This window comes from Cupriavidus lacunae (assembly GCF_003353055.1).
Lineage (GTDB): Bacteria > Pseudomonadota > Gammaproteobacteria > Burkholderiales > Burkholderiaceae > Cupriavidus > Cupriavidus lacunae.
The window spans coordinates 71,537-83,351 of the sequence record NZ_QKWJ01000021.1 but is presented as its reverse complement, the minus strand read 5'-3'; the positions used below and the strand labels follow the sequence as shown (position 1 = coordinate 83,351).

The following is an 11,815-nucleotide window of genomic DNA, read 5'->3' as shown; positions in this document are numbered from 1 at the left end:
TGCTGCTCCTTAACCGGTGATGAATGCAGGCCACACCGGCATCTGCAGGTTGATGCCGTAGACGAACGCACCCAGGCTGATCAGCACGAGCACCACGCTGTTGAGCAGCGCGCCCTTCCAGCTGAACTCATGGCTGGCCATGGACGACACCAGCACCAGCACGAACACCGACAACACCATGCCGAGCGGCTTGAGCAACAGGCCGAACAGCACCACGGAACCCAGGATCCAGAGCAGGGTCTTCAGGTCCCAGCGCGCGAGATGGTCTTCTTCGCCCTTGGACGACAACGAACCGATCAGCACCAGCACACCAAGCAGTGCCAGCACCAGTCCGAGCAGGAATGGGAAGTATCCGGGTCCCATCTTCGCGGCCGTTCCCATGGAATAGCCGCGTGCGACCCAGGAAAAGCCGAATCCGACCAGGACGAACATCAGGCCGGAGGCAAAGTCCTTTTGGCTGCGTATGCGCAAAATGATTCTCCTCAAAGTTCACGAAATGCCGTGCCGGGGGGCGCACTGGCTCGGGCGCGGCAAAACATGCGCAACGCATGCTCCCCGACGGTTGATCCGAACCTTAAAGACGGGAACTTTCAGGTGCCTTTCATTTGTCTTGGTTTAGGGGTATTCACCGATACCCCATAAACCTAGGCAAATCCGGCCGACGTGTGCGGACAAATACATCATGACGCGATGTATTCAACGTGAAGAAGAAGGCGGGGGAAGGTCGACAGGAAGGTCTGACGCACAAGACGGCTCGCGCACTTGCGTCAGGGCAAGGCGCGGCCGGAAAGACGCGCGCGCCTGCTCTGGCTGCCAGGCCACGCGTGCGCTGGGAGGGAGTGCCAGCGACGACACAATGACATATCGATCTTTCGAATGGCTTTCAGTGCAGCCAGCGCGACGACGGGCCGCAGCCGTCACCGCGCGGCTGCGGGTTCTGGCGTTGCCGCATCCGTCTCCTCGACGACCTCGCCCGCGTCCTCGCAGGGCGTGCCCATGCTGGTATCGGGCGCCTGCCCCATGGCCTGCGCCGGATGCGGCGCCGTGGGCAGGATATGGCTGCGGCGCCAGTTGCCGAAGCGGTAGTAGCCGATCGCCAGCCCCAGCGACACCACCGAACCCAGCGGGAAGCTCCACCAGATCGCTTCGGCGCCGATGCGCGGGCCCAGCGCCCACGCAAACGGCAGCCGGATCACCCACATCGACAGGAACAGGATCACCAGCGGCGCCATCACCGCGCCGGTGGCGCGCACCGTGCCGAAGATGACGATGGTGAAGCCGAACAGGATGAACGACCACAGCACCACCACGTTGATATGCTGGGCGATGCCGATGGCCACGCCGTCAGTACCGAGGAAGAGCCCGAGCGAATGCCGGTTGAACACGTAGATCAGCGCGACCAGCGCGCCGGTCATGGCCACGTTGAACAGGAGCCCCACGCGCGTGATGCGCGACACACGCTGCCACAGCCCCGCGCCGACGTTCTGCGCCACCATCGACGACACGCTCGCGCCGACCGCCAGCGCGGGCATCTGCACATAGGTCCAAAGCTGCGAAGCCACGCCATAGGCCGCGGTCGTCTGCGAGCCGTAGGCGTTGACCATCGCCATCATCACGATGGCGGACGACGAGATCACCACCATCTGCAGCCCCATCGGCAGGCCCTTGACCACCAGCGCGCGCAGGATCGCCGGGTCTGGCCTCAGCAGCGCCAGCTGGCCGCGATGCAGCAGCAGGAAATGCCGGCGCCGGTACAGCAGCACCATCATCGCCGCCAGGCTCACCAGCTGCGCGATCAGCGTGGCCAGCGCCGAGCCCGCGATGCCCAGCGGCGGGATCGGGCCCACGCCGAAGATCAGCACCGGGTTGAGCACCACGTCCAGCGCCACGGACAACAACATGAACCAGAACGGCGTGCGCGAATCGCCGGCGCCACGCAGCGTCATCATCACGAAGTTGTAGAAGTACATGAACGGCAGCGCCAGGAAGATGATGCGCAGGTAGGCCACCGCCAGCGGCGCGGCATCTTCCGGGGTGTGCATCGCGGCCAGGATGTCCGGCGTGTAGAAGTAGCCCAGCGCCGAGGCCAGCACCGACAGCCCGACGAAGAAGGTGGTGCTGGTGCCGACCACGCGGCGCGCCTCGTCCAGGTCACGCGCGCCGACCGCCTGGCCGATCATGATGGTATTGGCCATGCTGATGCCGAAGACCACGCCCAGCAGGAAGAACAGGATGATGTTGGCATTGGAGGTTGCCGTCAGCGCGGCCTCGCCCAGGAACCGGCCGACCCAGATCGAGTTGATCGAGGCGTTCAGCGACTGCAGGATGTTGCTGCCAAGCACCGGCAACGAGAACAGCAGCAGGGTCCGGCCGATCGGGCCGGTGGTCAGTCTGGCGTCTGGCTTCATGGGGTGTCGCGCATGGGAAATCCGCCCAGTCTATTCCTGCCCCGAGGTGCCTACAAGCACGCATGGCAACTCCCGGTCGGGGCTGTAACGCGCGCCTGGCCCGATTCTGCCCCGCTTTTTACCTGAATGAGTTATTCCCCGGCGATTGCGGCCGATCGCATACTCGGCGCGGGACCACCGCGTCCCAGGCCGGCTGCCGGACGGGGTCATCTGTATTTTCCGGCGTGCGCGTGCTCCCTTCGGTCGCAGTCATAACGAGGAGGTGGGGTCATGTTTGTCGGTTTCCAGCCTGTTTCCGGCGCCCTGGTGCCGTTTGCCTATGACTGGCCGATGGTGGGCCTGTCGTTCCTGATCTCCGTCTGCGGCGCCTACGTGGGCCTGCGCTGGTCGCGCCGGGTGCGCCTGCCGGACGGGCGCCTGGACGTGGACCGGCTGCTCTGCGCCAGCGTGGCGCTGGGCGGCGGCGCGGTCTGGTCGATGCATTTCATCGGCATGGTGGCCTATGAGACCCCGACCCACCGCGAGTTCGGCCTGTTCCTGACGCTGGCCTCGCTGCTGGTCGTGATGGTGCTGGCCGGCGCGGGGCTGGCAGTGGCCTCGCGCCCGCGCGGCAGCCGCACCGACAACGTGGTCAAGGGCGGCGTGCTGACCGGGCTGGGCGTGGTGGCAATGCACTACACCGGCATGGCGGCGATCCGCTCCAACACCCGCTTCGACTGGGACCTGGCCATCATCGGGCTGTCGGTGGTGATCGCGGTGGTGGTGTCGGTGGTGGCGTTGTGGCTTGCCACCACGGTGAAGACCCGCGGCAAGCAGCTGGCGGCGGCCGTGGTCATGGGCGTTGCCGTCTGCGGCATGCACTACACCGGCATGTCGGCGGGGACGATGGTCTGCACCAGCCCGACCTACGCGCCCAGTCTGTTCGCCATCGAGGGCGACAGCATCGGCTACGCGGTGTTCGGCCTGACGCTGATCACCCTGATGGTGATCCTGGTGGTGGAAGCCACCCGCACCGGCGCTGAAGCCGCAAGCGTGGCCCGGGCGCGCGATACCGCCTGAACCGCCTGCTCCGCCTGAACGGGCCGCGGGGACATTCCCCCACATTCGTGCGGGCAATGCGCCCGGCGCGCTGCATGAACGCGGCAGCCGGGTTAAGCTTGCGGTTTCACCGCCCACCAGGAGAACACGCATGTACCAGGATCTCGCCCTCTACATCGACGGAGAATTCATCAAGGGAGGGGACCGGCGCGAGCAGGACGTCATCAACCCGGCCACGCAGGAAGTGCTGGGCAAGCTGCCGCACGCCAGCCGGGCCGACCTGGACCGCGCGCTGGCCGCCGCGCAGCGTGCCTTTGAAACCTGGAAGAAGACCTCGCCGCTGGAGCGCGCCGGGATCCTGCGCCGCGTGGGCGAGCTCACGCGCGAGCGCGCCAAGTCAATCGGCCGCAATATCACGCTGGACCAGGGCAAGCCGCTGGCCGAGGCCATCGGCGAAGTCATGGTCTGCTCCGAGCATGCCGACTGGCACGCCGAGGAATGCCGCCGCATCTACGGCCGCGTGATCCCGCCGCGCCAGCCCAATGTGCGCCAGATCGTGGTGCGCGAGCCGATCGGCGTGTGCGCCGCCTTCACGCCGTGGAACTTCCCGTTCAACCAGGCCATCCGCAAGATCGTGTCGGCGCTGGGCGCCGGCTGCACGCTGATCCTGAAGGGTCCCGAGGACTCGCCCAGCGCGGTGGTGGCGCTGGCGCAGCTGTTCCACGATGCCGGCCTGCCGCCGGGCGTGCTCAACATCGTCTGGGGCGTGCCCAGCGAGATCTCGACCTACCTGATCGAATCGCCGATCGTGCGCAAGATCTCGTTCACCGGCTCGGTGCCGGTGGGCAAGCAGCTGGCGGCGCTGGCCGGCGCGCATATGAAGCGCATGACCATGGAGCTGGGCGGCCATTCGCCGGTGCTGGTGTTCGACGATGCCGACATCGACCCCGCCGCCGAGATGCTGGCGCGCTTCAAGCTGCGCAACGCCGGCCAGGTGTGCGTGTCGCCGACGCGCTTCTATGTCCAGGAGAAGGCCTACGACCGCTTCCTGGCGCGCTTTACCGAGGTGATCGGCTCGATCAAGGTGGGCAACGGCCTGGAGGCCGGCACCCAGATGGGCCCGCTGGCGCACGAGCGCCGCGTGCTGTCGATGGAGCAGTTCCTGGACGATGCCAGCCAGCGCGGCGGCAAGGTCGTGACCGGCGGCGCGCGCGTGGGCGACAAGGGCTACTTCTTCGCCCCCACCGTGGTCACCGACCTGCCCGATGACTCGCGCCTGATGACCGACGAGCCGTTCGGCCCGGTCGCGCCGGTCACGCGCTTCAAGGACACCGCCGAGGCGCTGCGCCGCGCCAACAGCCTGCCCTACGGCCTGGCGTCGTATGTGTTCACCAACTCGCTGAAGACCGCGACCGAAGTGTCCAACGGACTCGAAGCCGGCATGGTCAACATCAATCACTTCGGCATGGCGCTGGCCGAGACCCCGTTCGGCGGCATCAAGGACTCGGGCATCGGCAGCGAAGGCGGCCAGGAGACCTTCGATGGCTACCTGGTGACCAAGTTCATCACCCAGGCCTGAGCGCCCTCACCAGAACGCCCTCGTCGCAGAGCCGTCATTGAGCCGTTCACGCTTGCGTGAACGGCTCAATTTTTTCCGCTCACTGGTCTCCCCTCGCCTTGCGGTAATCCTCCGCATACGCCTTCCATTGCGCCATCGACACCGCGCAGCCATGCCGCGCCAGCCGCAGCACGCCGCTGCGCCAGCGGGTGCCGGCGGCAAACGCCTGCAACTGCTCGATCCGGTCCGCGGCATGGTGCCCGCAGCCGCGCAGGTGCGCCCACGCCGCGGCATGCGCCATGGTGACCAGCACCTCGCGCAGCTGCGCAAACCCTTTGCATTGGGCCAGGTCGACCCGGTCATTGGTTGGCTGCAGGCTCTTCACCTGGTAGGATGCCTTGCCCATGTCGACCGCGGACAGCAGCGCCGGCGACGCCGCCTGCATGATCTGCTGCGCGGCCACCACGCGCTTTGCATCGCTGCCCCAGCGCGGCTGCGGGCGATTGGGCAGGTCCTGCCACGCGCTGGGCGCCGCGCGCTTGACGTCGATCAGGCGCTGCATGCCGCCCAACTCGTCGCGGGCCAGCACCACATAGCGCTCCAGGCCGAGGCTGCCGATGCCGGCCACGCGCCGCGCCGCGTCGTCGGCGGTGAAGCGGTGGCCGTGGTGACTCTGCCTGGAATAGGCGGCAAGGATGGCGCGCGCGTGCTCGCGGCCGGCCTTGTCCGCAGGCAGTGCGTGGCGGCCGTCGCAGAGCAGGCGCCGCCTGCCCTTGCGCAGGGTGGTGCGCTCGGCCAGCAGTTCGCCCCGCCTGCGGCGCTTGACCCGGGTCAGCAGCGTGGCCACCATGCCGATCGCCGTGGCACGTTCGAGCCAGCGCGCCTTGCCCGTCTGCAGCACGGCGGCGTAGGTCGAAAGCATTTCCTCGCACGCGCGCGTGGCATTCGCCTCGGACAGACCCAGCTGGCCCGCGGCGACCAGCACGCTGGACAGCACCCGGATCAAGTCCACGGTAAGCGGTGCGACCAGCGCGTCGTCAAAGTCGTTCAGGTCGAAATAGACCAGCCCGTTGTCGCCCTTGAAGCTGCCGAAATTCTCCAGGTGCAGATCGCCGCAGACGTAGGTGGCGGGCGCATCGTGCAATGGCGCCTCATCGCGCAGCGATGCGGCATAGAGGTGGTTGGTGCCGCGAAAGAAGGCGAACGGGTCTGCCGCGATGGTCGCAAGCTTGCGGGTCAGCCGCTCGGGATCGCGGCCATGGTTGAAGGTGAGGATTGCCTGCGTGGCGGCGTGCATAGGCTCTGCTTCCGTTCAGGGTTGAAATCCGGCAGCGGCGCGGCCGGCCGGCACGCGCTCCGGGTTCCGGACCTGGTTCAGCGGAAGAACAGGCCGCGCGTGAGGAAAGTGTGGTTGGCTTCTTCGGCCATCAGCCCGACCAGCACCAGCAGGCATAGTGGCGGAATCAGGATAGCGCAGATCAGCGCCATGCGCTCCCATGCCATGTGCATGAACACCGCCACGATCAGTCCGGCCTTCAGCGCCATGAACAGCAGGATCAGCGTCCAGCGCAGGTAGCCGGTGAAGTGGAAGTAGTCGACCAGGTACGACATGGTCGACAGCACGAACAGCAGCAGCCAGATCTTCAGGTACAGCCCGATGGGATGCTGCTGGCCGGAGTGCGCGGCATGCCCGGCATCCAGGCCGGTGCCATGCGGCGTGCCCTGCGCGGGCGTTGCGGGAGTTGCCGGATTCGATGCCATGGCCGCCCTCACCAGAGATAGAACAACGCAAAGATGAATACCCAGACCAGGTCGACGAAGTGCCAGTACAGGCCCGCGATCTCGACGATCTGGTAGTTGCCGGTGGCCTCGTAGCGCCCGCGCAGCACGCGCGTGGCCACGATCAGCAGGTACACCACGCCGCACGACACGTGCAGGCCGTGGAAGCCGGTGATCATGAAGAAGGTCGAGCCGAACTGCGCCGCGCCCATGGGGTTGCCCCACGGCCGCACACCCTCGTCCAGGATCAGCTTGGTCCATTCGAAGGCCTGCATGCTGACGAACATCACGCCGAACAGCGCGGTCACCAGCATCAGCAGCGCGCACTCGCGGCGCGCGCGCCGGTAGGCAAAGTTGACCGCCATCGCCATGGTGCCGCTGCTGGTGATCAGCACGAAGGTCATGATGGCGATCAGCAGCAGCGGGATGTCGGCGCCGCCCACGTGCAGCGCAAACACCTCGCTGGGGTTGGGCCATGGCACCGTGGTCGACATGCGCACGGTCATGTAGCCGGTCAGGAAGCAGCTGAAGACGAAGGTGTCGGACAGCAGGAAGATCCACATCATCGCCTTGCCCCACGACACCTTGAAGGCCTGCTGGTCCGACGACCAGTCGGCCAGCAGGCCGCGCAGGCCGCCCACCGGGGGCGCAGGCGCCACGCCGGGTGTGGCCGATGGTGAAGACAGTTGCGTTGACATGCCGGTTCTCCTTGCCGCCGCCGCTAGGCCGTGCCGCAGATGTAGCGCACCAGTTCGGGCGTGAGCCACCCCAGCGCGGCCAGCAGCACCAGCCACACCGCCAGCAGGAAATGCCAGTAGCGCGCGCACAGCCGCATGCGCAGCACCGCGGCCTCGCCGCTGCCGCGCGACGACATGGCAACGCCCCAGCCGGCCAGGCCACCCAGCACGTGCAGGCCGTGCATCGCCGTCAGCAGGTAGAAGAAGCTGCCGGCCGGATTGCCGGCAGGCATCACCTGCATCGCGCCCAGCGCCTGCCAGGCCCACAACTGCGAGGCCACGAAGCCGGCCGCGCCCAGGCCGCCCAGGCGCAGCGCCTGCCGGGCCACGGCCATCTCGCCCCGGCCCGCGGCGTGCGACGCCACCGCCATGGCCACGCTGCCGGCCGCCAGCAGCGCGGTCGACAGCCACACCTGCCACGGCAGCCCGATGCGGTGCCAGTCCGGGCTGTCCATGCGCAGCGCATAGGCCGTCAGGAACAGCGCAAACAGCGAGGTGACCACGCCCATGAACACCCACAGGCCGATGCTCGCCGGGGCACGCCCGCGGGGACGGTGGTTGGCGGCGTTCTCGCCGGACGGGTTGCCGCCGAAATCGTCGCGGCTGACCTTGTACAGGGCTTCGGCATTCATGCGACGGCTCCGCGGCTGGCATGCGGCTCGGGCTCGGCCCCGCCCGCCTCGGGCGGCGCGTTCTGCGCGATGAAATCCTCGGGCGCGCCCGGCACGCTGTAGGCATAGGCCCAGCGATACACCACCGGCAGGTGCGGTCCCCAGTTGCCGTGCGCCGGCGGCGTCTGCGGCGTCTGCCATTCCAGCGACGCGGCCCGCCACGGGTTGGCGTCGGCCTTGCGGCCGCGCCACAGGCTCCACACCAGGTTGAAGACAAAGAGCAGCTGCGCCGTGGCGACGATGAACGCGGCCACCGAGATATACATGTTCATCACATGCGCCGATTCCGGGATAAAGGCGTAGTTCTGGTAGGCGTAGTAGCGGCGCGGCATGCCCAGCACGCCCAGGTAGTGCATCGGGAAGAAGATGGCGTAGGTGCCGACGAAGGTGACCCAGAAGTGGATGCGGCCCATGGTGTCGTTCAGCATCCTGCCGGTTACCTTCGGGTACCAGTGGTAGATGCCGCCGAACACCACCAGGATCGGCGATACGCCCATCACCATGTGGAAGTGCGCCACCACGAAGTAGGTATTGGACAGCGGGATATCCACGCTGACATTGCCCAGGAACAGCCCGGTCAGCCCGCCGATGACGAAGGTGCTGATAAAGGCGATCGCAAACAGCATCGGCACGGTGAAATGGATATCGCCGCGCCACAGCGTGATGACCCAGTTGTAGACCTTGATCGCGGTGGGGATGGCGATGATCAGCGTGGTGGTGGCAAAGAAGAAGCCGAAATACGGGTTCATGCCGCTGACGAACATATGGTGCGCCCACACCACCACCGACAGCACCCCGATCGCCAGGATCGCCCACACCATGGTGCGGTAGCCGAAGATGCTCTTGCGCGAATGCACGCTGACCAGGTCCGAGACGATGCCGAAGGCCGGCAGCGCGACGATATACACCTCGGGATGGCCGAAGAACCAGAACAGGTGCTGGAACAGCAGCGGGCTGCCGCCCTTGTACTGGAGCTGCTGGCCCATCGATACGATCGCCGGCATGAAGAAGCTGGTGCCCAGCGTGCGGTCCAGCAGCATCATCACGGCCGACACGAACAGCGCCGGGAACGCCAGCAGCGCCAGGATGGTGGCCATGAAGATGCCCCACACCGACAGCGGCATGCGCAGCAGCGTCATGCCCTCGGTGCGCGCCTGCAGCACCGTGGTGACGTAGTTCAGGCCGCCCATGGTGGCCGCGACGATAAAGATCGCCAGCGACACCAGCATCAGGATGATGCCCCACTCATAGCCTGGGGTGCCGGGCAGGATGGCCTGCGGCGGGTACAGCGTCCAGCCCGCCCCGGTAGGCCCGCCGGGCACGAAGAAGCTGGTCAGCAGCACGATCACCGACAGCAGGTAGACCCAGAAGCTGAGCATGTTGAGGAAGGGGAACACCATGTCGCGCGCGCCCACCATCAGCGGGATCAGGTAGTTGCCGAAGCCGCCCAGGAACAGCGCGGTCAGCAGGTAGATCACCATGATCATGCCGTGCATGGTGACGAACTGGTAGTAGCGGTTGGCGTCGATGAACTCGAAGCGCCCCGGAAAGCCGAGCTGCATGCGCATCAGGTTGGACAGCGCCACGCCCACCAGGCCCACCACGATCGCCACGATGGTGTACTGCACGGCGATCACCTTGTGGTCCTGGCTCCAGACATAGCGGGTCCAGAAGCTCTGCGGCGCGTGATGGGCGGCATCGTCGGCGTAAGCCATGCGGGTCTCCTCACTTCCTGGCGGGCGCGGGCGCCGCCGAGGGCGGCACGGCCACGGCCGTCGAAGTCGTATAGGTGCCGGACGCGGCCCCGGGCGTGGCTGCCGGCGCGGCCGGGCCGGCGGCTGCCGTGGCGGCGGCACTGGTGGCGGCAGCGGGGCCTGCGGGAATGTCCGCCGGCGCGACCGTGCCTGCCGCAGCGGCTTCGCTGCCGGCTGACTTGATATAGGCAATCAGCGCCGACACCTCGTCCTCGCTCACCGGCAGCGTCGGCATCAGCGGTCCGAAGCCCTTCACCAGCCGCGCCTGCGGATCGGTGATCTCCTCGTGCAGGAAGGCATCGTCCACCCTGGCGCTGCTGCCGTCGGCAAAGGTCTCGGTCTTGCCGTACAGGCCCTTCCAGGTCGGCCCGACGCCCGGATTGCCGTCGATGCTGTGGCAGCCGACGCAGCCCTTGCTCTGCGCCAGCGCGCGGCCCTTCTCGATGGTGCCGGCGTCGCCCGCGGCGCCGGGCGCGGCAGCCGCCATGGCCGCCGGCGGGGCCGCGGCCTTCGCCAGCGTCACGGCAAAGGTCTGCTGCCTAGCCAGCCAGGCTTCATAGGCGGCCGGCGCTTCCACCACCACCGTGCCGCGCATGTTGTAGTGCCCCACGCCGCACAGCTGCGCGCACAGGATCTCGAAGCGCCCCGCCTGCGTCGGCGTGAACCAGAACGATGTCACCATGCCCGGCACCATGTTCATGCGCGCGCGGAACGGCGGCACGTAGAAGTCATGCAGCACATCCTTGGAGCGCAGCAGCACCTTGACTGGCTTGTTCAGCGGCAGGTGCACCTCAGGCCCGACGATGACGATATTGTCCAGGCCGCGCGGATCGTCGGGGTCCAGCCCGAGCGGATTCGCCCCGGTGACGAAGCGCGGATCGGAAGCCCCCAACTGGCCGCTCTTGCCGGGGAAACGGAAGGCCCATGACCATTGCTGCCCCACCACTTCCATCACCATGGCATCGCGCGGCGGGCGCACGTAGTCGGCGTAGACGAACAGGCCCGGCGCCAGCAGTGCCACCACGCCCAGCGTGGTGCCGCCGATCAGCCACAGTTCGAGCTTGCTGTTCTCCGGGTGGTAGGAAGCGCGGTGCCCGGTGCCGCCATTGGGATGCGGCGCCTCATGGCGGTAGCGCCAGACGATGTAGCCGACAAACAGGTTGATGCCGATGAAGAAAATGCCGGTGATGACGAGGGTAATCGTCAACGTGTCGTCCATCTGCTTCCAGTTGGACGCCAGCGGGGTCGCCCACCACGGGCTCAGGAAATGGAAGAGCACCGAAGCGACGACCATGACTACGAGTGCGATGGCCAACGCCATATCCACCCTCCTCCTCGCGCGTGGCGAGGGATGCGCAAGTCACGCAGGTAGAGATAAGACTAGTGCATGTCGTCAGGTCACTGCAAGGCTACTTGGGGGGGCTTTCTGCTCATTGGGTTGGGTATGTAGGTCGGGGTCGATGTTGTCGTAGGTTTAAGCGCCTGGTTCCGCCCTGCTGGGCGGGTCACTTTTTGTCCGAGCGACAAAAAGTAACCAAAAAGCGCGTCGCCTCAGGCGGCTGGCCACCAATTTGGTGGTGTTGGTGGTTCGGGCGGCGGTGCTTGCCATTTGGCGTGGTTGGCCGTTCGACCCTGCTACGCACCCTGTCTGTGCCCACATCAACGGACTATTGGACGAACCCGACTTTAGGTTATTGGCAGCCTGCTAAGCACCGCGTCGGTGGGACGCCTTCGGCTGCGCTGCGCGCCGGCCCTAACGTGGCAGAGATGCGGACCACGTCCTGATTTGCGCTTTTTGGCCCGGCATCACGAGAACGCCGTGCGAGCGCAGCGACGCACTCCGGCCAGTGCCTTCGACCTACGATACTGC

The 11,815-nt window shown here is 66.8% G+C and carries 10 protein-coding genes; 2 read left to right on the top strand and 8 right to left on the bottom strand.

What is annotated here, in order from left to right; genetic code table 11:
- Positions 1–9: 9 nt before the first annotated feature.
- Together DN412_RS18255 and DN412_RS18250 are read right to left on the bottom strand one after the other, a co-directional pair.
- On the bottom strand, positions 10–471 hold the full coding sequence (locus tag DN412_RS18255; protein ID WP_115212885.1) for a tripartite tricarboxylate transporter TctB family protein: 462 nt from the start codon (positions 469–471) through the stop codon (positions 10–12).
- A 446-nt stretch (positions 472–917) separates the two neighbouring features.
- Complete coding sequence (locus DN412_RS18250; protein ID WP_115212884.1) at positions 918–2,408, bottom strand: MATE family efflux transporter; 1,491 nt, start codon at positions 2,406–2,408, stop codon at positions 918–920.
- 270 nt (positions 2,409–2,678) lie between these two features.
- Here DN412_RS18250 and DN412_RS18245 point away from each other — a divergent pair, with 270 nt between their 5' ends.
- Entirely contained in the window at positions 2,679–3,467 is a 789-nt protein-coding gene (locus tag DN412_RS18245) for an MHYT domain-containing protein (protein ID WP_115212883.1), read from the top strand.
- A 130-nt stretch (positions 3,468–3,597) separates the two neighbouring features.
- Positions 3,598–5,025, top strand: a complete 1,428-nt coding sequence (locus tag DN412_RS18240; RefSeq protein ID WP_115212882.1) for an NAD-dependent succinate-semialdehyde dehydrogenase — start codon at positions 3,598–3,600, stop codon at positions 5,023–5,025.
- Positions 5,026–5,104: 79 nt separating this feature from the next.
- Here the strand turns inward: DN412_RS18240 and DN412_RS18235 are convergent, their stop codons facing one another.
- The 6 genes from DN412_RS18235 to DN412_RS18210 form a co-directional block, all read right to left on the bottom strand.
- The gene (locus DN412_RS18235; RefSeq protein WP_115212881.1) at positions 5,105–6,301 is read right to left on the bottom strand and encodes a DUF2252 domain-containing protein; all 1,197 of its coding nucleotides are present in this window, start codon (positions 6,299–6,301) and stop codon (positions 5,105–5,107) included.
- 77 nt (positions 6,302–6,378) lie between these two features.
- Complete coding sequence (locus tag DN412_RS18230; protein WP_115212880.1) at positions 6,379–6,765, bottom strand: cytochrome C oxidase subunit IV family protein; 387 nt, start codon at positions 6,763–6,765, stop codon at positions 6,379–6,381.
- 8 nt (positions 6,766–6,773) lie between these two features.
- Positions 6,774–7,481 carry a heme-copper oxidase subunit III family protein gene (locus DN412_RS18225; protein ID WP_115212879.1) on the bottom strand — a complete coding sequence of 236 codons (708 nt, stop codon included), beginning with the start codon at positions 7,479–7,481 and terminating at the stop codon, positions 6,774–6,776.
- Positions 7,482–7,504: 23 nt separating this feature from the next.
- Complete coding sequence (locus DN412_RS18220) at positions 7,505–8,152, bottom strand: cytochrome c oxidase subunit 3 (RefSeq protein ID WP_115212878.1); 648 nt, start codon at positions 8,150–8,152, stop codon at positions 7,505–7,507.
- Positions 8,149–9,906, bottom strand: a complete 1,758-nt coding sequence (gene ctaD / locus DN412_RS18215; RefSeq protein ID WP_078200884.1) for a cytochrome c oxidase subunit I — start codon at positions 9,904–9,906, stop codon at positions 8,149–8,151. The genes DN412_RS18220 and ctaD overlap by 4 nt, the downstream gene beginning before the upstream one ends.
- Positions 9,907–9,916: 10 nt before the next feature.
- Complete coding sequence (locus DN412_RS18210) at positions 9,917–11,266, bottom strand: cytochrome c oxidase subunit II (protein WP_115212877.1); 1,350 nt, start codon at positions 11,264–11,266, stop codon at positions 9,917–9,919.
- Between the last annotated feature and the right edge of the window lie 549 nt (positions 11,267–11,815).